Raw genomic sequence first — 21,446 nt, 5'->3', positions numbered from 1 at the left:
CCACCATGACACTCACGGCCCCTCGACGGGCCGGCGTACAAGAACAACTCGAGTGAAGCCATGAACATGTACCACGATGCCGAACGCGCCCTGCTTGACCCCATGGAAACCGCCAGTGTCGACGCCCTGCGCCAGCACCAGCTCGAACGCCTGCGCTGGAGCCTGCGTCACGCCTACGACAAGGTGCCGCTGTACCGCCAGCGTTTCGACGCCTGCGGCGCCCACCCGGACGACCTGAAGTCGCTCGAAGACCTGTCGCGCTTCCCCTTCACCGGCAAGAGCGACCTGCGTGACAACTACCCTTACGGCATGTTCGCCGTCCCCCAGGAGGAAGTGGTACGCCTGCACGCCTCCAGCGGCACCACGGGCAAGCCCACGGTGGTCGGGTACACCCAGAACGACATCGACACCTGGGCCAACGTGGTCGCCCGTTCGATCCGCGCCGCAGGCGGACGCAAGGGCGACAAGGTGCATGTCTCCTATGGCTACGGCCTGTTCACCGGTGGCCTGGGCGCTCACTACGGCGCCGAGCGCCTGGGCTGCACGGTGATCCCCATGTCCGGCGGCCAGACCGAGAAGCAGGTGCAGCTGATCCGCGACTTCCAGCCCGACATCATCATGGTCACGCCTTCATACATGCTCAACCTCGCCGACGAGATCGAACGCCAGGGCATCGACCCCAACGACCTCAAGCTGCGCCTGGGCATCTTCGGTGCCGAACCCTGGACCGACGAGCTGCGCCGCTCCATCGAGCAACGCCTGGGTATCAACGCCCTGGATATCTATGGCCTGTCGGAAATCATGGGGCCGGGCGTGGCCATGGAGTGCATCGAGACCAAGGACGGCCCGACCATCTGGGAAGACCATTTCTATCCCGAGATCATCGACCCGGTGTCTGGCGAGGTCCTGCCGGATGGGCAACTGGGCGAGCTGGTGTTCACGTCACTGAGCAAGGAGGCGCTACCGATGGTGCGCTACCGCACCCGCGACCTGACCCGCCTGCTGCCCGGCACGGCACGGCCGATGCGGCGGATCGGCAAGATCACCGGGCGCAGCGACGACATGCTGATCATCCGCGGGGTCAATGTGTTCCCCACGCAGATCGAAGAGCAGGTGCTAAAAATAAAACAGCTTTCCGAGCTTTACGAGATTCATCTGTATCGCAATGGCAATCTTGATAGTGTGGAAGTGCACGTGGAGTTGCGTGCCGACAGCCAGTACCTGGACGACGCTACGCGCAAGGCGCTTGTGGGTGAGCTGAGCAAGCAGATCAAGACCTACATCGGCATCAGCACGCAGATTCGCCTGCAGCCCTGCGGGACGTTGAAGCGCTCCGAGGGCAAGGCTTGCCACGTCTACGACAAACGGTTGGCCAACTGACTTTCGATTCGGCTGCCTTTTTCTGCCCCGGCCTCGTCCGGGGCTTTTTTTTGCGCCGTATTTGCCGGCCCTATCGCGGGACGAGCCCGCTCCCACTGACTCCAGGATCAGCGAGCCGCCTGTGGGCGGGCTCGTCCCGCGATAGGGCCGCAACGTGATACACAATTTCATTCGATACATTATTTTATGTTTGATGTTAGATCGCGTATCGCTTATAAAGAACCCCATGCCCCAACCACCCCTGAGGCGGGAGCCCGAACATGTACGCACAGCTAGTCGAAACCGGCGTCAAACGTGTCAAGTCACTGGAAGAGATGTCGCCCGAAGAGCGCCACTTCCAGGAGAAGATCGACGCCGAGATCAAGATCGAACCGAAAAACTGGATGCCCGAGGCCTATCGCCAGACCCTGATTCGCCAGATCTCCCAGCACGCCCATTCGGAAATCGTCGGCATGCTCCCCGAGGGCAATTGGGTCACCCGCGCCCCGAGCCTCAAGCGCAAGCTGCAGTTGATGGCCAAGATCCAGGACGAAGCCGGCCACGGCCTGTACCTGTATAGCGCCATGGAGACCCTGGGCGCCGACCGCGACGAAGAGATCGCCAAGCTGCACAGCGGCAAGGCCAAGTACTCGAGCATCTTCAACTACCCGACCCTGAGCTGGGCCGACATGGGCGCGGTGGGCTGGCTGGTCGACGGAGCGGCGATCGTCAACCAGGTGGTACTGCAACGTACCTCCTACGGCCCCTACTCGCGCGCGATGATCCGTATCTGCAAGGAAGAGAGCTTCCATCAGCGCCAAGGCTACGAACTGCTGCTGACCATGATGCGCCACGGCACCCAGGCGCAGAAGGACATGGTTCAGGACGCGATCAATCGCCTGTGGTGGCCCTCGCTGATGATGTTCGGCCCCAGCGACGAACACTCCCCCAACAGCGCGCAGTCGATGGCCTGGAAGATCAAGCGCCAGACCAACGACGAACTGCGCCAGCGCTTCATCGACCAGACCGTACCGCAGCTCGAACTGCTCGGCTGCACCGCCCCTGATCCGGAACTGAAGTGGAACGCCGAACGCGGCCACTACGACTTCGGTGAAATCCAGTGGGACGAATTCTACGAAGTGATCAAGGGCAACGGCCCCTGCAACCAGGAGCGGGTCGCCACCCGTCGCCAGGCCATCGAAGACGGTGCCTGGGTACGTGAGGCCGCCGTGGCCTATGCGCGCAAGCAACAGAACAAGAACGCCGCCTGAAGCGGCGACCGATGCGGAGATCGAACATGTCTGTCTGGACCCTCTACGAAGTATTCGTGCGCAGCAAGCACGGCCTGAACCACAAGCACGTGGGCAGTGTGCATGCCGCCGACGCGGCCATGGCCATCGAGAACGCCCGTGAGCTGTACACCCGGCGCAGCGAAGGCGTGAGCCTGTGGGTGGTGCCTTCGGCGCTGATCACCGCCTCTTCGCCTGACGAAAAAGACCCGCTGTTCGCCCCTTCGGACGACAAGGTCTATCGCCATGCCAGCTTCTACGAGCTGCCTGACGAAGTCGGACACATGTGAGGCCCGCCATGCACAACGACGATCTGATCCCCTACCTGCTGCTGCTCGGTGACAGCGCCCTGATCCAGGGCCAGCGCCTGTGCGAATGGTGTGGCCACGCCCCGGCACTGGAAGAAGAGCTGGCGCTGATGAATGTCGGCCTCGACCTGGTCGGCCAGGCGCGCAACTGGCTGGAGTACGCCGCCGAACTGCTCGACGACGGCCGCGATGCCGACGCCCTGGCGTTTCGCCGTGACGAGCGCGCCTTCCACAACCTGCTGCTGGTCGAGCAACCGAACGGCGATTTTGCCGTGACCATGACCAAGCAGTTCCTCTACGACGCCTGGCACCTGGCGATGCTCGAGGGCCTGTGCGCCTCCAGCGATCCGCGCATCGCCGGGATCGCGGCCAAAGCGCTCAAGGAGGTCACCTATCACCTGCGCCGCTCCGCTGAGTGGGTGCAGCGCCTGGGGGGTGGCACTGACGAAAGCCGTCGCCGCATGCTCGCGGCGATCCCGTCACTGTGGCGCTTCACCGTGGAGCTGAGCCAGGGCAGTGAAAGCGAGACGCGCCTGGCCGCCGCGGGTATTGCCGCCGACCCGGCGCAGGTGGGTCAAGCCTGGCTTGCCCAGGTCAGCGCCGTGTTCGCCTCGGTCGAGCTGCCGCAGCCCACGCCTGCCAGCCATTTCTACCTGAGCGGTCGCAAGGGACTGCACACCGAACACCTGGGCCTGCTGCTGGCCGAGATGCAGTTCCTGCCACGAGCCTACCCCGATGCGACCTGGTGAGCTGATCGCCGGCGACCGTGGCGCCCGCAGCCTGCGCGAGGGCGACCTGGCGCGGGCCTGGGCGGTGCTGGAGCAGGTCATGGACCCGGAGGTGCCGGTGGTCAGCGTGGTCGATCTGGGGATCGTGCGCGACCTCGACTGGCGCGCCGGCCACCTGCACCTGGTGGTGACCCCCACCTACTCCGGCTGCCCGGCCACCGAGGTGATCGAGGGCGATATCCGCCAGGCCCTGGAACAGGCCGGTTTTGCCCAGCCTGCGCTGGAACGCCGTCTGACCCCGGCCTGGAGCACCGATTGGATCAGCGACCAGGGCCGCGAGCGCCTGCGGGTCTATGGCATCGCGCCGCCCCAGGGCAGCGCCAGCAAGCGCAGCCTGCTCGGCGAAGCCCCCCAGGTGTGCTGTCCGCAATGCGGCAGCACCCATACCGAACTGCTCAGCCAGTTCGGCTCCACGGCCTGCAAGGCGCTTTATCGCTGCCGCGAGTGCCTGGAGCCGTTCGACTATTTCAAATGCATTTGAGCCGTGGAGACGACCATGAGCCAGTTTCACAGCCTGACCATCAAGCAAGTGCGCCACGAGACACGCGACGCCGTGTCGATCGCCTTCGACGTCCCCGCCCATCTGCAGGACGCGTTCCGCTTCACCCAGGGCCAGTACCTGGTGATGCGTACCTTTCTCGACGATGAGGAGGTGCGCCGTTCCTACTCAATCTGCAGTGCCGTGCAGGAGGGTGAGCTGCGCGTGGCGGTCAAGCGCGTGCCGGGCGGGCGCTTCTCGGCATTCGCCAACGACGTGCTCGCGGCCGGCCAGCAACTGGAAGTGATGCCGCCCAGCGGCAGCTTCTTCGTGCCGCTGCAGGCCGAGCGCCACGGCCATTACCTGGGGGTGGCCGCAGGCAGCGGCATCACCCCGATCCTGTCGATCATCGCCACCACCCTGGCCTGCGAGCCCAACAGCCGCTTCACCCTGCTGTACGGCAACCGCGCCAGCAACAGCGCACTGTTTCGCGATCGTCTGGAAGACCTGAAGAACCGCTATCTGGACCGCCTGAACCTGATTTTCGTGTTTAGCCGCGAACAGCAGGATGTCGACCTGTACAACGGCCGTATCGACGCCGACAAGTGCGGCCAGCTGTTCTCTCGCTGGCTCGACGTGCAGGCCCTCGATGCCGCCTTTATCTGCGGGCCGCAGGCGATGACCGAAACCGTGCGTGCCAGCCTCGAAGACAACGGCATGCCACGCGAACGCATCCATTTCGAGCTGTTCGCCGCCGCCGGCAGCGAAACCCGGCGCGAAGCCCGCGAGGCGGCGCGCCAGCTGGACTCGGCGCTGAGCCATATCACCGTGATCAGCGATGGCCGTGCACTGGCCTTCGACCTGCCGCGCAACAGCCAGAACATCCTCGATGCCGGCAATGCCATCGGTGCCGAACTGCCCTATTCGTGCAAGGCCGGGGTGTGCTCGACCTGCAAGTGCCGGGTCATCGAGGGCGAGGTGGAAATGGACAGCAACCATGCGCTGGAGGACTACGAGGTGGCGGCGGGGTATGTGCTGTCGTGCCAGACGTATCCGCTGAGCGATCGCGTGGTGCTGGATTTCGATCAGCTTTGAGACCGCGTCGCCTTCATCGCGGGACGAGCCCGCTCCCACAGGGATTGGGCTGGACGTTAAAGGGACAAGCCCGCCCCCACAGGGATTGGGCTGGACTTTAAAGGGACAAGCCCGCCCCCACAGGGATTGGGTTGGACTTTAAAGGGACAAGCCTGCTCCCGCAGGGATTGGGCTGGACTTCAAATTTTGAGCAAGACCGTTGCTCCCACAAGACCCATGGTCACTGCTGTACCTGTGGGAGCGGGCTCGTCCCGCGATGAGGCCGCCAGCAACCCTGCAACACCCTGCGTGACCTGAAAAAACAATTACAAGACAGAGGACCGCTTCCCATGACACCCGAGCACATCGATTCCATCAGCAAGCACCCCGACTTCCAGCAACTGATCCGCCGCAAGCGCCGCCTCAACGGCAGCCTCACCCTCACCATGCTCGCCGCCTACTACGGCTTCGTGCTGCTGGTGGCCTTCGCTCCCGGCCTGCTCGGCCAGTCGCTCAGTGGCGGCGTCACCAGCGTCGGCATGCTGGTGGGGGTGCTGATGGTGCTGTTGTCGTTCGCCCTGACCGGCATCTACATGCACCGTGCCAACCGCGTCATCGACCCGCTCAACGACAAGGTTCGCCAGGAGTGCGCGCAATGAACTGGACTGCCATCTCGATGTTCATGGTGTTCGTCTGCTTCACCCTGCTGGTGACCCGCTGGGCCGCGGCGCGCACGCGCTCGACCAGTGATTTCTACACGGCAGGCGGCGGTCTGACCGGGATGCAGAACGGCCTGGCGATCGCGGGCGACATGATCAGCGCCGCGTCCTTCCTCGGCATCTCGGCGATGATGTTCATCAACGGCTACGACGGCCTGCTCTACGCCCTGGGCGTACTCGCCGGCTGGCCGATCATCCTGTTCCTGATCGCCGAGCGCCTGCGCAACCTGGGCAAGTACACCTTCGCCGACGTCGTCTCCTATCGTCTGGCCCAGGCCCCGGTGCGCCTGAGCGCAGCGTTCGGCACACTGACCGTCGCGCTGTTGTACCTGGTGGCGCAGATGGTCGGTGCCGGCAAGCTGATCGAGTTGCTGTTCGGTATCAGCTACCTCTACGCCGTCACCCTGGTAGGCGTACTGATGGTGCTGTACGTGACCTTCGGCGGCATGCTCGCCACCACCTGGGTGCAGATCATCAAGGCGGTGATGCTGCTGTCGGGCACCACCTTCATGGCGTTCATGGTGCTCAAGCATTTCGGTTTCAGCACCGAGGCAATGTTCGCCAGCGCCGTGGCGGTGCATGCCAAGGGCCAGGCGATCATGGCCCCCGGGGCACTGCTGTCCAACCCCATCGACGCCATCTCGCTGGGCCTGGGCATGATGTTCGGCACCGCCGGGCTGCCACACATCCTCATGCGCTTCTTCACCGTCAGCGACGCCAAGGAAGCACGCAAGAGCGTGTTCTACGCCACAGGTTTCATCGGCTACTTCTACCTGCTGCTGATCGTCATCGGTTTCGGCGCCATCGTCATGGTGGGGACCGAGCCGGCCTACCGAGACGCCAGCGGCGCGATCATCGGCGGCGGCAACATGGTCGCCGTGCACCTGGCCCAGGCCGTGGGTGGCAACCTGTTCCTGGGCTTCATCTCGGCGGTGGCCTTCGCCACGATTCTGGCCGTGGTCGCAGGCCTGGCGCTGTCCGGTGCCTCGGCGATCTCCCACGACCTCTATGCCTGCGTCGTGCGCAAGGGCCAGGCCAGCGAGCAGGAAGAAATGCGCATGTCGCGCATCGCCACTCTGCTGATCGGCCTGCTCGCGGTGCTGCTGGGGTTGCTGTTCGAATCGCAGAACATTGCCTTCCTCTCTGGCCTGGTGCTGGCGATCGCTGCCTCGGTCAACTTCCCGGTGCTGCTGCTCTCGATGTTCTGGAAGGGCCTGACCACCCGTGGCGCAGTAGCCGGCAGCATGGCCGGGCTGGTCTCGGCCATCGTGCTGGTGGTGCTGGGCCCGGCGGTGTGGGTCAACGTGCTGCACAACGAGCGCGCGCTGTTCCCCTACAGCAACCCGGCGCTGTTCTCCATGAGCCTGGCCTTCCTCGGTGCCTGGGCCTTCTCGGTCACCGACAGCTCGCAACGAGCCAGCGAAGAACGTGGCCGCTACCTGGGCCAGTTCATTCGCTCCATGACCGGGATCGGCGCCGCGGGCGCCAGCAAGCACTGAACCCTTGAACCTCGAATGTCGGATATAACAACAATGAACCACACTCGTCTCAAGTCGGCCGCCTGGCTGGCCACCCTCGCCCTGCCCTTGCCCGCCATGGCGGATTTCATCGCTGACAGCCACGCCCGCGTCGAGCTGCGCAACCACTACATCAACCGCGACTTCCGCCAGTCCAATGCGCCGCAAGCCAAGGCCGAAGAATGGGCCCAGGGTTTCACCGCACGCTTCGAATCGGGCTTCAGCGAGGGCCCGGTAGGGCTGGGCGTGGATGCCATGGGGCAACTGGGGATCAAGCTCGACTCCAGCCGCGACCGGCGCAACACTGGCCTGCTGCCCTTCGGCCCGCACAGCCTGGAGCCGGTGGACGATTACAGCGAGCTGGGGCTGACCGGCAAACTGCGGGTATCGAAGAGCACCCTGCGCCTGGGCACCCTGCAGCCGATTCTGCCCGTGGTGGTGTACAACGACACCCGCCTGCTGTCATCGACCTTCCAGGGCGGCCTGCTGACCAGCCAGGAGCTCGAGGGGCTGACCGTCAACGCCGGACGCCTGACCAAGGCCAACCTGCGCGACTCCTCCGGGCGCGACGACATTGGCTACGGCGCGGCCAGCAGCGACCACTTCGACTTCGGTGGCGGCAGCTACGCGATCACCCCGCAGACCAGCGTCAGCTACTACTACGCCAAGCTCGACGAGATCTACCGCCAGCAGTACCTGGGCCTGCTGCACACGCAGCCACTGGGCGAGGGTTTGAGCCTGCGCAGCGACCTGCGCTACTTCGACAGCCGCGGCGACGGCGCCGAACGCGCCGGGCGCATCGACAACCGCAACTTCAACGCCATGTTCACCCTGGGCGTGAAGGCCCACAAGTTCACCGCCACCTGGCAGCAGATGTCCGGCGACAGCGCGTTTCCGTTTCTCAACGGCGGCGACCCCTACACCGTCAACCTGGTCACCTACAACACCTTCACCCGCGCAGGTCTGGATTCCTGGCAGGTGCGCTACGACTACGACTTCGTCGCGATGGGCATTCCGGGCCTGAGCTTCATGACCCGCTATACCGACGGTCGCCACGCCGAAACCGCGACCCTCAGCAATGGCCGCGAACGCGAGCGCGACACCGACATCACCTACGTCATCCAGAGCGGCCCGTTCAAGGACGTCAGCCTGCGCTGGCGCAACGTCACCTTCCGTTCCGGCAATGGCCTGACCAACGCCGTGGACGAAAACCGCCTGATCATCGGCTACACCCTGGCGCTGTGGTAACCGCGCCCTTCAAAGGAGAACAGCATGTCTGACGCCCACACCCTGCAGAGTTTCATCGCCGGCCGCTGGATCGGCCAGCACGGCGCCCAGGCCCTGCGCAGCGCCCTCGACGGGCAAGTACTTGCCTACAGCCACGAAGAACGCCCGGACTTCGCCGAAGCGCTGGATTTCGGCCGCCGCCAGGGCCTCGCCGGGCTCATGGCCCTGGATTTTCAACAGCGCGCCGCACGCCTGAAGGCCCTGGCGCTGTACCTGGCCGAGCGCAAGGAACAGCTCTACGCCCTCTCCCACCACAGCGGCGCGACCCGTGCCGACAGTTGGATCGACATCGAAGGCGGCAATGCCACGCTGTTTTCCTACTCCGGCATCGGCACCCGCGAGTTGCCCTCGGGCAACCTGCTGCACGAAGGCCCGGCCATCCCGCTGGGCAAGCAAGGGCGTTTCGCCGGCAGCCATATCCTGGTGCCACGGGCAGGCGTGGCGGTGCACATCAACGCCTTCAACTTCCCGATCTGGGGCATGCTGGAGAAGTTCGCGCCGACCTTCCTCGCCGGCATGCCGTGCATCGTCAAGCCCGCGACGTCCACCAGCTACCTGACCGAAGCCGTGGTGCGCCTGATCGACGAATCCGGCCTGCTGCCACCCGGCAGCCTGCAACTGGTGATCGGCAGCACCGGCGACTTGCTCGAACGCCTGCAGGGCCAGGACCTGGTGACCTTCACCGGCTCCGCCGACACCGCCGCCAAGCTGCGCATGACGCCGAACCTGGTGCGCAACTCGGTGCCCTTCACGGCTGAAGCCGACTCGCTGAACTGCGCCATCCTCGGGCCGGATGTAACCCCGGACGACGAGGAGTTCGACCTGTACATCAAAGAGGTGGTGCGCGAGATGACCACCAAGGCAGGCCAGAAGTGCACGGCCATTCGCCGCGCCATCGTGCCGGCCAGGCACCTGGATGCCGTCGCCACCCGCCTGCGCGAACGCCTGGCCAAGGTGGTGGTGGGCGATCCGGCGGTCGAAGGCGTACGCATGGGCGCGCTGGCCTCCCACGACCAGCAGCGTGATGTCGGCGAGCGCGTGCGCAGCCTGCTGCAAAGCTGCGACCAACTGTTCGGCGCCAGCGACGGTTTTTCGCCGGTAGGCGAAGGCGTGGCCGAAGGTGCGTTCTTCGCCCCGACCCTGCTGCACGCACGCGACCCGCACGCCGAGGGCGGCGCCCACGATATCGAGGCGTTCGGCCCGGTCAGCACCCTGATGGCCTACGACGACCTGGACGAAGCCCTGGCCCTGGCCGCACGAGGCAAGGGCAGCCTGGTGGCGACCCTGGTGACCCGCGACCGCGCCATCGCCGCCAAGGCCATTCCCGCGGCCGCCGCCTGGCACGGCCGTCTGCTGGTGCTCGACCGCGAGGCTGCGCCGGAGTCCACCGGGCACGGCTCGCCGCTGCCACAGCTCAAGCACGGCGGCCCCGGGCGTGCCGGGGGCGGCGAAGAGCTCGGCGGCCTGCGGGCGGTCAAGCACTACCTGCAGCGCGCCGCGATCCAGGGTTCGCCGAGCATGCTGGCGGCGGTCACTGGCGAGCACGTGCGTGGCGCTGAAGTGATCGAGACCGAGGTGCACCCGTTCCGTCGCTACTTCGATGATCTGCGCATCGGCGAGTCGCTGCTGACCCACCGACGTACCGTCACCGAGGCGGACCTGGTGAACTTCGGCTGCCTGTCGGGCGACCACTTCTACATGCATTTCGACGAGATCGCCGCCAAGCAGTCGCAGTTCGGCAAGCGCATCGCCCATGGCTACTTCGTGCTGTCAGCGGCGGCCGGACTATTCGTGTCGCCGGGTGAAGGGCCGGTACTGGCCAACTACGGGCTGGACACCCTGCGCTTTATCAACCCGGTGGGGATCGGTGACACGATCCAGGCGCGCCTGACCTGCAAGCGCAAGATCGACCAGGGCAAGACCAGCCCGTTGGGGCAGCCGCAAGGGGTGGTGGCCTGGGATGTGGAGGTGACCAACCAGCTCGGTGAACTGGTGGCCAGTTACGACATCCTGACGCTGGTGCTCAAGCGCGGCTGAGCATTGAAGGCTTGAAGGTGTCGGCCCTGTCGCGGGAGCGGGCGTGCCCCGCAACAGGGCTGGTTGACTCCCCATCCCATAAATGCTCAGATGCGCCCCTTGTTTCAGGTGTCCCCTGCCGCCGAGCCGGGGATTAAACGGGAAGCCGGTGCCTCGCCCCTGCGAGCAGTCCGGCGCTGCCCCCGCAACGGTAAGCGAGCGATGCATTCGATACACCACTGTGCCAACGGCATGGGAAGGTGAATGCCTCATGCCCCTCGCAAGCCCGGAGACCGGCCTGTCACAGCAGTTGGCAACTCCCGCGGTGGGCGGGCGCAGGCCGGTTCTCGCGGCGGCCGCGCGCCCGCGACAGCTGCGCGCACCTCCACCGTTCGGGTATCACTCACCCTGCGACGGTTGGTTCATCCATGTCATGCCCTACCCTGCACATCCAAGGCCTGCACTGGTCGCCGCACAGCGGTGGACAGCCGCTGCTGGAGGGTATCGACCTGCAGATCGGCGCCGGTGAATTCGTCGGGCTGATCGGCCCCAACGGCAGTGGCAAGACCAGCCTGCTGCGCTGCGCCTACCGCTTCAATCGCCCCAGCGTCGGTCAGGTGCACCTCGATGGCGAGGATATCTGGCAGCGCAACCCACGCTGGGTCGCCCAGCGCATCGCGGTGATGCTGCAGGAGTTCCCCGAAGACTTCGGCCTGAACGTGCGTGACGTCGTTGCCATGGGCCGCACCCCGCATCTGGGCTGGTTCGAGGGCGACGGCGAGCCGAGCCTGATCGACGACACCCTCGCCAGGCTCGACCTGCTGCCGCGCGCCCTCGACGCCTTCGTCTGCCTGTCGGGCGGCGAAAAGCAGCGCGTGCTGCTGGCGCGGGCACTGGTCCAGCAACCTCGGCTGCTGATCCTCGACGAGCCGACCAACCACCTCGACCCACGCTTCCAGCTGGCCCTGTTGCAGCAACTGCGCAGCACCGGCCTGAGCCTGCTGGCCAGCTTCCACGATCTGAACCTGGCCGCCGCCTTCTGCGATCGGCTGTACGTGATCGATGCCGGGCGCATCGTCGCCCACGGCACGCCAGAACACGTGCTCACCGAGCAGTGCCTGGCCGAGGTGTTCGGCGTACAGGCCCTGGTCGATCGCCACCCGCTGGCCTCCCATCCACGCATTACCTGGATCAGCCCTGCATGAAATCGCTGCTCACCAGCCTGGCCCTGCTGGCCGCCCTGCCCCTGGCCGCCGAGGCCGACAACTATCCACTGACCGTGCGCAGTTGCGAGCGCGACGTCACCTTCACCCATGCGCCGCAGCATGCCGTCAGCCATGACATCAATCTCACCGGCATGCTCCTGGCCCTCGGGCTGCGCGACCACATGGCCGGCTACAGCGGCATCAGCGGCTGGAAAACCCTCGACCCAAGCCTGCGCGAAGCACTTGACGGGCTGCCAGAGCTGGCGCCGCGCTACGTGTCGGTGGAAAACCTGCTCGATGCCAACGCCGACTTCTTCCTCGCCGGCTGGAGCTACGGCATGCGCATCGGCGGGCCGGTCACCCCACAGACCCTCGCGCCCTTCGACATCCCGGTGTATGAACTGAGCGAGTCGTGCTCCTGGATCATGCCCCAGCGCCAGGCCAGCCTCGAAGACCTCTACCGCGACCTGGACAACCTTGGCCGGATCTTCGATGTGCGCGAGCGCGCCACTGCGCTGGTTGGCCAGTTGCGCCAACGCGTCGAGCGCGTTGCGGCGCAGATGGCCGAGATCAAGCAACGGCCGCGCGTATTCCTTTATGACAGTGGTGAAGACCGCCCCACCACTTCCGGGCGCCTGGGGATGCCGCAGGCGCTGATCACCACGGCGGGAGGCGATAACGTCATGAGCGATGTGGCCGCCAGCTGGACCCAGGTGAACTGGGAGAGCGTGGTGGAACGCGATCCGCAGGTGATCGTGATCGTCGACTACGGGCCCACCAGTTGGCAGCACAAACGCGACTTCCTCCTGCACCACCCGGCGCTGGGCAGTGTCGAGGCGATCCGCAAGCAGCGCTTCGTGGTGCTGTCGTACCTGGAGGTGACACCGTCGGTGGAGAACGCCCAGGCCATCGAGACCCTGGCCACGGCCCTGCATCCGCAGCGCTTCGCCGAGGCCCGCCGCTGATGCCGATTCGCAGCCCTGCGGGCTATCGCCTGCTGATCGTTTCGCTGCTGCTGGCCTTGCTGCTGTCGTGCCTGCTGTCGCTGGGGTTCGGCTCGGCGCAGGTCGCATTGGGCAAAGTGGTCGGCATTGTCCTGCAGCAGGTGGGGCTGGGGGAAAACGGCGACTGGAGCCGCGGCCAGGCGCAGATCGTCTGGCAGATCCGCGCACCGCGCGTGTTGCTGGGGACGCTGGTCGGCGCAGGGTTGGCAATGGTCGGCGGCGCCCTGCAGGCGGTGACCCGCAATCCCCTGGCCGATCCGCACCTGCTGGGTGTCAGCTCCGGGGCGGTGTTCGGCGCAGTGCTGGTGGTGCTGTTTCTCGGCCCGTTCGCCGGGGCCTTCAGCCTGCCCTTGGCAGCGTTCATCGGCGCGTTGGGCAGTATGTTGCTGGTGCTCGGCGTGGCCAGCCGCGGTGGGCGCCTGGAGAGCGATCGCCTGCTGCTGGCCGGGGTAGCGGTGTCGTTCGTGGTAATGGCCGCCGCCAACCTGCTGCTCTACACCGGCGACCCGCATGCCGCCGCTTCGGTGATGTTCTGGATGCTCGGCGGGCTGGGCCTGGCGCAGTGGTCGCTGTTGTGGCTGCCGGCCGTTTGCGTGCTGGCGGGCTTCGTACTGTTGATGAGCCTGGCGCGGGCGCTGAACGCGCTGATGAGTGGCGAGCAGACCGCTGTGAGCCTGGGCTTCGACACCCGGCGCGTGCGGGCCAAGGTGTTCGTCGGTACGGCGTTGCTGACCGGTGTGCTGGTGTCGCTGTCGGGCGCCATCGGTTTCGTCGGCCTGATGCTGCCCCACGTGGCTCGTCGCCTGGTGGGCGCCGAGCATCGCCGCCTGCTGCCGGCCTGCGCCTTGCTCGGGGCGCTGTTCATGATCTGGGTCGATGTAGGCGCACGCACCCTGATCGCCCCGCAGGATCTGCCAATCGGCATCGCTACGGCGGCCATCGGCGGCCTGTTCTTCATCCTCTTGCTGAGGCGCAAGGCCTGACATGCACGGACGTGGATCGACGGGTGGATGAGCAACTGCTCGAACATCGGGTGGCACGGCAGGTGCTGATCGCCCGCCAGTGATGCACCGTCGGCCCGATACCGACGGTGCACAGGCAGCGCTTAGAAGCCCGCGCTGTAGAACAGCGCGTACGACTCGATGCCGTCGTTCGGCTGCTTGATGCCGGCGTTGGAATAATGCGTGGCGCGGATGCCGATCTTCTGTTGACCCGGCAGCTTCAGGCCGAAACCGATGCGGTCTTCGAAGTTGACCGACGAGCCCAGCTTCTGATCGCCGACGTCGGTCTTGGAGAAGGCGGCCAGGCCGATACCGGCCTCGATGAACGGGACGTAGCCCGAATCGCCGAACTCATAGACAAACACCGGGCTGAACGACAGGGAGTGGGCGCCGCTGTAGTCACCGCCCTCCCAGTAGGTGTAGGCGCCATCCCAGTAACCGGTCAGGTGACCGGTGCTGCTCTGCAGCCACTTCTTGTCCCAGTCGAACGACAGGCCGATGCGATAGGTCATGTCGCCCTGACTGGTGGCGCCCACGGCGCCAGAGATTTGCGCGGCCTGGGCCAGGTTGGTACCGGCAAGGGCCAGCACGGCGGCGGCCAACGAGGTGGCAAGACGGGTTTTCATCAATGACTACTCCAGAAGGTCTTCACGGGCAGGTGCCCTGGTGGGTCGTGCCTGCAGCAAGTGGAGGCTTGGCCTCTCGTTCTTCGCTTGCGCCCCAGGCCATCCCACCTGGGGTCACAAGTAGTAATACTTTTCTGATTATCGTCAGCCGCGATAAAAGATGAAAGTCATTTGCCACTATCGAATAGGAAAAAAGTTAGCAAGGTATCGGTTTTTCGCCTTGAACCCTTCAGCCGGCCTGCTCCTCCAGCAGGCGGATGAACATGCTCAGGCTGCGTGACACCGTACCGCGACGCCACACCAGCCAGGTCTTGAGGTAACGAAAATCCTCGGACAACGGCCAGGCGCTGACCGTACTGGCGCCGGGCATGCTGTCGAGCATGCTGCGCGGCATCAGGGCCAGGCCTGCACCGGCGCTGACACAGGCGAGCATGCCGTGGTACGACTCCATCTCGTGGATCTTGCCCGGGACGGCCTTGTCCTTGACGAACCAGCTCTCGAAGTGATGCCGGTACGAGCAGTTGGCGCGAAAGGCATAGATGCTTTCGCCGTTGACGTCCTGGGCGCGGCTGACCGGAGCGTGGTTCAAGGGGGCGATGACCATCATCTCCTCCTCGAACACCGGCATGCCTTCGAGTGTCGGGTGCAGCACCGGGCCATCGACGAAGGCTGCCACCAGCCGCCCCGACAGCACCCCTTCGAGCATGGTCCCCGAAGGGCCGGTGGAAAGATCCAGGTCGACCTTCGGATAACGCTGGTTATAGGCTGCCAGCACTGCCGGAATGCGTACCGCCGCAGTACTCTCCAGCGAGCCGAGGGCAAAGGTGCCTTGCGGGTCTTCTCCGGCCACGGTCGAGCGTGCCTCCTGCACCAGCTCAAGGATGCGCCGGGTGTATTCAAGGAAGTTCCAGCCCGCAGGAGACAGGCGCAGGCGGCTCTTTTCGCGGATGAACAGCTCCACCCCCAGGTCTTCTTCGAGCTGCTTGATACGGGTGGTCAGGTTCGACGGCACCCGATGGATGTGTTGGGCGGCAGCGCTGATGCTGCCGTGCTCGGCCACCGCCTTGAACATTTCCAGTTGCACCAGGTCCACAGCCATTCTCCATTCGTGAATGTTTCGCTCATTATTATTCAGTTTTCATTAAAGCCGCACACCTCTAGTCTGGCCTTCAGTCGAATACGACACCGCCAAGACAACAAGAGGACCCGCCATGAGCGAGATCAGCAGCCTGACCCATGCCATTTCCGTCGACCCGTACAGCGGCGAACAGATTGGCGCCTACCCCTACGACACCGATGCCGCACTGGACGCTGCCCTGCAACGCGCCAAGGTCGGCTACGCCCAGTGGCGCCAGGTGTCGCTGGGTCAGCGCAGCGAATACCTGATCGCCCTGGCCAATACCCTGCAGGCCAACCATGAAGCCTTCGCGGTGATGATCACCCGCGAGATCGGCAAGCCGATCACCCAGGCTCGCGGCGAAGTGACCAAGTGCATCGGCCTGTGCCAGTGGTACGCCGAACACGGCCCGGCCATGCTCGCCCCCGAGGCCACCCAGATCGAGAAAGCGCGCATCGAATACCGCCCGCTCGGCCCGATCCTCGCGGTGATGCCGTGGAACTTCCCGATCTGGCAAGTGCTGCGTGGTGCCGTCCCCGCCCTGCTGGCTGGCAACACCTACGTACTCAAGCACGCACCGAACGTGATGGGCAGCGCCTACCTGCTGGCCGAGCTGTTCAAGCAGGCTGGCTTGCCGCAAGGCGTGTTCGAGGTGGTCAATGTCACCCCGGATGGCGTCACCCGCGCGATCAATGACCCGCGCATCGCCGCCATTACCCTCACCGGCAGCGTACGTGCAGGCATGGCCATCGGCGCTCAAGCGGGCGCTGCGCTGAAGAAGTGCGTGCTCGAACTGGGCGGTTCCGATCCGTTCATCGTGCTGGCCGATGCCGACCTCGATGCCGCCGTCAAAGCTGCAGTGATCGGCCGCTACCAGAACACCGGCCAGGTCTGCGCCGCAGCCAAGCGCTTCATCGTGGAAGACAGCATCGTCGAGGCCTTCACGCAGAAGTTCGTGGAAGCGACCCGCGCCCTGAAAATCGGCAACCCACTGCAGGATGACACCTACCTCGGCCCGATGGCCCGCTTCGACCTGCGCGACGAACTCGATGGCCAGGTCCAGGCGACTCTCGCCGAAGGCGCCACGCTGCTGCTGGGCGGCAAGAAGGTCGAAGGCAGCGCCAACTTCTACGAGCCGACCGTGTTCGCCAACGTCACCCCCGACATGACCGCCTTCAAGCAGGAGCTGTTCGGTCCGGTGGCGGCGATCATCAGCGCCCGTGACGCCGAGCACGCGGTAGAACTGGCCAACGACAGCGAATTCGGCCTGGCGGCGACGATCTACACCGCTGACCTGGCACGGGCCGAGCGCATGACCTCGGCACTGGACACCGGCGGAGTGTTCATCAACGGCTACTGCGCCTCCGACCCCCGGGTAGCGTTCGGTGGCGTGAAGAAGAGCGGTTTCGGGCGTGAGCTGTCGCACTTTGGTGTGCGCGAGTTCTGCAACGTGCAGACGGTGTGGCTGGATCGTAACTGAGGCGAGTGCGCGTCGCTCTTTTCGCGGGCAAGCCCGCTCCCACAGGGTCTGGTGTGATCCTTAGTAGGAGCGGGCTTGCCCGCGAAGAGGCCAGCACCCACACCGCAGATGCCTGATCATCTGCCACAAAAATGCACCCCACCCCTGCAGATTTACCAATTGTGTCAGGCAAATACGCATGGCAGGATCCGTTGATCCTCCAGCGTATTTCCAGACTTAACGTGGAAAATCAATAACAAAGCAGGGAGACCGCGATGACCGCGCACGCTCAACCAACGGCCACGGATCATGTTCTGGCCGACACCCGCAACCACATCGGCCACCTGACCCTCAACCGTCCCGCCGGCCTCAACGCCTTGACCCTCGACATGGTGCGCAGCCTGCAGCGCCACCTCGACGCCTGGGCGCAAGACCCACAAGTCAAGGCCGTGGTCCTGCGCGGCGAAGGCCCCAAGGGCTTCTGCGCAGGGGGCGACATCCGTTCGCTGCATGACAGCTTCAAGGCCGGCAGCGACCTGCATGAGCGCTTTTTCGTCGAGGAATACGCCCTCGACCTGTGCATCCATCATTACCGCAAACCGATCCTCGTGCTGATGGACGGCTTCACCCTCGGCGGCGGCATGGGCCTGGCCCAGGGCGCGGACCTGCGCATCGTCACCGAACGCAGCCGCCTGGGGATGCCCGAGGTCGGTATCGGCTACTTCCCCGATGTGGGTGGTAGCTACTTCCTGTCGCGCATTCCCGGCGAGCTGGGCATCTACCTGGGCGTCAGCGGCGCGCAGATCCAGGCCGCCGATGCCCTGTACTGTGGGCTGGCGGACTGGTACGTGGACAGCGCAAAACTGACCGCGCTGGACGAAGGCCTGGATCATCTGAACTTCGGCGACCAGCCACTCAAGGATCTGCAAGGTCTGCTCGCCAAACTTGGCTCCCAGACGCTGGACGACGCGCCGCTGGCCAAGCTGCGCCCGGCCATCGATCACTTCTTCGCCCAGCCCGACCTGGCCAGCATCATCGAGCAACTGCGCGCCGTGAGCATCGGCGACAGCCGCCCCTGGGCACTGGCCACCGCCGATCAGCTGGAAACCCGCTCGCCGCTGGCGATGGCGGTTACCCTGGAAATGTTGCGCCGCGGCCGCCACTTGAGCCTGGAAGACTGCTTCGCCATGGAACTGCACCTGGACCGCCAGTGGTTCGCCCATGGCGACATCATCGAGGGCGTGCGTGCGCTGATCGTCGACAAGGACAAGCAACCTCGCTGGAACCCGCCCACCCTCGCCGCGCTGTCGCGCCAGCGGGTCGATCAATTCTTCGAAGGCCTGTGAGCCCGGGAGTACACAGCATGCAAGACCTGGAACTGAGCGAAGAACAGATCATGATCCGCGACATGGCCCGGGACTTTGCCCGTGGCGAGATCGCGCCGCATGCCCAGGCCTGGGAGAGGGCTGGCTGGATCGACGATGACGTCGTCCGCGCCATGGGTGAGCTGGGCCTGCTGGGCATGGTCGTGCCCGACACCTTCGGTGGCAGCTACACCGACTACGTCGCCTATGCCCTGGCGGTAGAAGAGATCTCGGCTGGCGACGGCGCGACCGGTGCGATGATGAGCATCCACAACTCGGTCGGCTGCGGCCCGCTGCTGGCCTATGGCAGCGCTGAGCAACAGCAGCAATGGCTGCCGCGCCTGGCCAGTGGCGAAGTGATTGGCTGCTTCTGCCTGACCGAGCCCCAGGCTGGCTCCGAAGCCCACAACCTGCGTACCCGCGCCGAGCTGGTCGATGGCCACTGGGTGATCAACGGCGCCAAACAGTTCGTCAGCAACGCCCGCCGCGCAGGGCTGGCCATCGTCTTTGCCGTCACCGACCCGGAGCTGGGCAAGAAGGGCCTGTCGGCGTTTCTGGTAGAGACCGACAACCCAGGGTTCAAGGTCGATCGCAGCGAACACAAGATGGGCATCCGCGCCTCGGACACCTGTGCGGTCACCCTCGACGACTGCCGCATCCCCGCCGCCAATCTGCTGGGCGAGCGCGGCAGGGGCCTGGCCATCGCCCTGTCCAACCTCGAAGGCGGGCGCATCGGCATCGCCGCCCAGGCACTGGGCATCGCCCGCGCCGCCTTCGAAGCAGCGCTGACCTATTCGCGCGAGCGCATCCAGTTCGGCAAACCGATCAACGAGCACCAGAGCATCGCCAACCTGCTGGCCGACATGCAGGTGCAGGTCAATGCCGCACGCCTGCTGATCCTCCACGCCGCACGCCTGCGCACGGCCGGCAAGCCGTGCCTGTCGGAAGCCTCGCAGGCCAAGCTGTTCGCCTCGGAAATGGCCGAGCGGGTGTGCTCCATGGCCATCCAGGTGCATGGCGGCTATGGCTATCTTGAGGACTATCCGGTGGAGAAGTACTACCGCGATGCGCGCATTACCCAGATCTACGAGGGCTCAAGCGAGATTCAGCGGATGCTGATTGCACGCGAGCTCAAGCATTATCCGCTGTGATCGCGCGGTCCCGGGGTCGCGTTGCTGCCCCGGATTATCATTGCGATAGCATTTATCCATTGAACACAGCGTTACAGGTGCAGTAAGCTCGATCCCATTCACTGGAGAGCAACATGTCGAAACACACCTGCAATCACGCCAACACCACCGGTCGCACCGCGCGCCCTGTGCTGGCCGTTGCCGGTCGTAACGTCGCCTGCTCCTATTTTGGGTATTGGTTTAGCCACTAGGCGCCGATACCCACACGGCGCCCACCTTCGAGGGGCCGCCGAACATGAGAATACTCAAACCCCCGGTCGGCTCCCCGACCGGGGGTTTTGCGTTTACAGGCCCTGAAAAACATCCATTCGTTCCGAGGACAGATTCATGAACTACACCAGCTACCCCTACGCAGACACCTACGCCTGGCGATTTAGCCAATCCCGTTCGGGCCAGCCTGCCGCCTCCGTACGGTCCATCACTGGTGGCGACGCTGCACACAGCAATCATCCGAATACCTGTCGAACACCTCGATAGGGCCGACAGCGCGGGAAGCACCCGCCGTCCGCCCAGGGAAACAACGCCATGCAAGCTTCGAATCTCGCTCTGCCCCTGACCCAACCTGCCGCTGCCAACACCTCCGTCAGCCAGCGCCTGCCCAGCCCTCACCTGCTTAAGCAGCAGATGCCGCTTTCCAGTGAACTCGCCCAGCAAGTCCACGCCCATCGCCAGGCCGTGCGCGCCATTCTCGAAGGCCGCGACCCACGCCTGCTGGTGATCGTCGGCCCATGCTCGATCCACGACCCACGCTCGGCCCTTGAATACGCCGACCGCCTGGCGGCCCTGAGCCGTGAAGTCGATGACAAGCTGCTGCTGGTGATGCGTGCCTACGTGGAAAAGCCGCGCACCACCGTAGGCTGGAAAGGCCTGGCGTACGACCCGCACCTGGACGGCAGCGACGACATGCACGCCGGTATCGCCCTGTCCCGGGGCTTGATGCTGGGCATGCTCGAGCGCGGCCTGCCGATCGCCACCGAACTGCTCCAGCCGATGGCTGCGGGCTACTTCGATGACCTGCTGAGCTGGGCGGCCATCGGTGCACGCACCACCGAATCGCAGATTCACCGCGAGATGGTCAGCGGCCTGGAGCTGCCCGTCGGCTTCAAGAACGGCACCGACGGCGGCGTCGCCATCGCCACCGATGCCATGCGCAGCGCCGCAGCACCGCACCGCCACTTCGGCATGGATGCGCAAGGCTACCCGGCGATCATCGAGACCTTCGGCAACCCGGATACCCACCTGGTGCTGCGCGGCGGCCACAAGGGCCCGAACTACGATGCCGACAGCATCGCCCTGGCCCGCCAGGGGCTGGCCAAGGCCGGGCTTGCGGCGCGGATCATGGTCGATTGCAGCCACGCCAACAGCGGCAAGGACCCGGCGCGGCAACCCGCAGTGTTCGAAGATGTGCTGAACCAGCGCCTGGCCGGTGACACCTCGATCGTCGGCGTGATGCTCGAGGGGCACCTGTTCGACGGCTGCCAGGCGCTGGGCAAGGGCACGTTGAAATATGGCGTGTCGATCACCGATGGCTGCCTGGGCTGGGATTCGACCGACACCTTGCTGCGCCAGGCGGCAGATAAGTTGTAGGAGGCTCACGGCAAGCCTTGCGAGACATTTCGCAGCCAATTGCGCTAGGCTTGCCGTT

18 protein-coding genes, 1 pseudogene and 1 riboswitch are annotated in these 21,446 nt (G+C 65.1%); of the genes and pseudogenes, 17 read left to right on the top strand and 2 right to left on the bottom strand.

All coding sequences use genetic code 11. The annotated features are described in order from the left end of the window. Positions 1 to 60: 60 nt before the first annotated feature. The 13 genes and pseudogenes from paaK (at position 61) to ACK3BK_RS12130 (ending at position 14,027) form a co-directional block, all read left to right on the top strand. Positions 61 to 1,380: a phenylacetate--CoA ligase PaaK gene (gene paaK, locus ACK3BK_RS12190; protein WP_411384394.1), complete on the top strand. Its 1,320-nt coding sequence runs from the start codon at positions 61 to 63 to the stop codon at positions 1,378 to 1,380. 260 nt (positions 1,381 to 1,640) lie between these two features. Continuing rightward, positions 1,641 to 2,630, top strand: a complete 990-nt coding sequence (gene paaA, locus ACK3BK_RS12185) for a 1,2-phenylacetyl-CoA epoxidase subunit PaaA (RefSeq protein WP_065863738.1) — start codon at positions 1,641 to 1,643, stop codon at positions 2,628 to 2,630. Positions 2,631 to 2,656: 26 nt separating this feature from the next. Then, entirely contained in the window at positions 2,657 to 2,938 is a 282-nt protein-coding gene (paaB, locus tag ACK3BK_RS12180; protein WP_004374528.1) for a 1,2-phenylacetyl-CoA epoxidase subunit PaaB, read from the top strand. Between the two features lie 8 nt (positions 2,939 to 2,946). Beyond that, positions 2,947 to 3,705, top strand: coding sequence for a 1,2-phenylacetyl-CoA epoxidase subunit PaaC (paaC, locus tag ACK3BK_RS12175; protein ID WP_411384393.1), 759 nt, complete (start codon positions 2,947 to 2,949; stop codon positions 3,703 to 3,705). Then, on the top strand, positions 3,692 to 4,225 hold the full coding sequence (paaD, locus tag ACK3BK_RS12170) for a 1,2-phenylacetyl-CoA epoxidase subunit PaaD (protein WP_186664834.1): 534 nt from the start codon (positions 3,692 to 3,694) through the stop codon (positions 4,223 to 4,225). Before paaC ends, paaD begins: the two co-directional genes overlap by 14 nt. 15 nt (positions 4,226 to 4,240) lie before the next feature. Continuing rightward, complete coding sequence (gene paaE / locus ACK3BK_RS12165) at positions 4,241 to 5,317, top strand: 1,2-phenylacetyl-CoA epoxidase subunit PaaE (RefSeq protein ID WP_411384392.1); 1,077 nt, start codon at positions 4,241 to 4,243, stop codon at positions 5,315 to 5,317. 329 nt (positions 5,318 to 5,646) lie between these two features. Further along, positions 5,647 to 5,955 (top strand): DUF485 domain-containing protein, encoded by a 309-nt coding sequence (locus tag ACK3BK_RS12160; RefSeq protein ID WP_054890632.1) that lies wholly within the window; start codon positions 5,647 to 5,649, stop codon positions 5,953 to 5,955. Continuing rightward, positions 5,946 to 7,514, top strand: a pseudogene (locus ACK3BK_RS12155) (cation acetate symporter); the annotation flags it as partial. The gene ACK3BK_RS12160 and the pseudogene ACK3BK_RS12155, both read left to right, overlap by 10 nt. 33 nt (positions 7,515 to 7,547) lie before the next feature. Beyond that, entirely contained in the window at positions 7,548 to 8,780 is a 1,233-nt protein-coding gene (locus ACK3BK_RS12150; protein WP_186664843.1) for an OprD family porin, read from the top strand. A 24-nt stretch (positions 8,781 to 8,804) separates the two neighbouring features. Then, on the top strand, positions 8,805 to 10,856 hold the full coding sequence (gene paaZ / locus ACK3BK_RS12145; RefSeq protein WP_411384391.1) for a phenylacetic acid degradation bifunctional protein PaaZ: 2,052 nt from the start codon (positions 8,805 to 8,807) through the stop codon (positions 10,854 to 10,856). An 89-nt stretch (positions 10,857 to 10,945) separates the two neighbouring features. Next, positions 10,946 to 11,152, top strand: a riboswitch (cobalamin riboswitch). A gap of 111 nt (positions 11,153 to 11,263) precedes the next feature. Then, positions 11,264 to 12,040 (top strand): ABC transporter ATP-binding protein, encoded by a 777-nt coding sequence (locus tag ACK3BK_RS12140; RefSeq protein ID WP_411384390.1) that lies wholly within the window; start codon positions 11,264 to 11,266, stop codon positions 12,038 to 12,040. Then, positions 12,037 to 13,005 (top strand): ABC transporter substrate-binding protein, encoded by a 969-nt coding sequence (locus ACK3BK_RS12135; RefSeq protein WP_411384389.1) that lies wholly within the window; start codon positions 12,037 to 12,039, stop codon positions 13,003 to 13,005. Before ACK3BK_RS12140 ends, ACK3BK_RS12135 begins: the two co-directional genes overlap by 4 nt. Next, positions 13,005 to 14,027, top strand: a complete 1,023-nt coding sequence (locus ACK3BK_RS12130) for a FecCD family ABC transporter permease (protein WP_186719315.1) — start codon at positions 13,005 to 13,007, stop codon at positions 14,025 to 14,027. Before ACK3BK_RS12135 ends, ACK3BK_RS12130 begins: the two co-directional genes overlap by 1 nt. A 122-nt stretch (positions 14,028 to 14,149) precedes the next feature. On the opposite strand, the gene ACK3BK_RS12125 is transcribed toward ACK3BK_RS12130, so the two are convergent. Continuing rightward, positions 14,150 to 14,671: an acyloxyacyl hydrolase gene (locus ACK3BK_RS12125; RefSeq protein ID WP_186719314.1), complete on the bottom strand. Its 522-nt coding sequence runs from the start codon at positions 14,669 to 14,671 to the stop codon at positions 14,150 to 14,152. 229 nt (positions 14,672 to 14,900) lie between these two features. Continuing rightward, positions 14,901 to 15,764 (bottom strand): putrescine utilization regulator PtrR, encoded by an 864-nt coding sequence (gene ptrR, locus ACK3BK_RS12120; RefSeq protein ID WP_153773677.1) that lies wholly within the window; start codon positions 15,762 to 15,764, stop codon positions 14,901 to 14,903. A gap of 118 nt (positions 15,765 to 15,882) precedes the next feature. Between ptrR and ACK3BK_RS12115 the strand changes: the two genes are divergently transcribed. The 4 genes from ACK3BK_RS12115 (at position 15,883) to ACK3BK_RS12100 (ending at position 21,388) form a co-directional block, all read left to right on the top strand. Further along, entirely contained in the window at positions 15,883 to 17,268 is a 1,386-nt protein-coding gene (locus ACK3BK_RS12115; protein WP_186664860.1) for an aldehyde dehydrogenase family protein, read from the top strand. Positions 17,269 to 17,522: 254 nt separating this feature from the next. After that, positions 17,523 to 18,593, top strand: coding sequence for an enoyl-CoA hydratase/isomerase family protein (locus tag ACK3BK_RS12110; RefSeq protein ID WP_411384388.1), 1,071 nt, complete (start codon positions 17,523 to 17,525; stop codon positions 18,591 to 18,593). A 17-nt stretch (positions 18,594 to 18,610) separates the two neighbouring features. Then, positions 18,611 to 19,762, top strand: coding sequence for an acyl-CoA dehydrogenase family protein (locus tag ACK3BK_RS12105; RefSeq protein ID WP_288377536.1), 1,152 nt, complete (start codon positions 18,611 to 18,613; stop codon positions 19,760 to 19,762). Positions 19,763 to 20,326: 564 nt separating this feature from the next. Then, positions 20,327 to 21,388 (top strand): 3-deoxy-7-phosphoheptulonate synthase, encoded by a 1,062-nt coding sequence (locus ACK3BK_RS12100; RefSeq protein ID WP_411384387.1) that lies wholly within the window; start codon positions 20,327 to 20,329, stop codon positions 21,386 to 21,388. Positions 21,389 to 21,446 lie beyond the last annotated feature (58 nt).

This window comes from Pseudomonas sp. L7 (assembly GCF_046605565.1).
Classification (GTDB): Bacteria; Pseudomonadota; Gammaproteobacteria; order Pseudomonadales; family Pseudomonadaceae; genus Aquipseudomonas; species Aquipseudomonas wayambapalatensis.
This window is presented reverse-complemented; position numbering and strand designations above follow the sequence as displayed.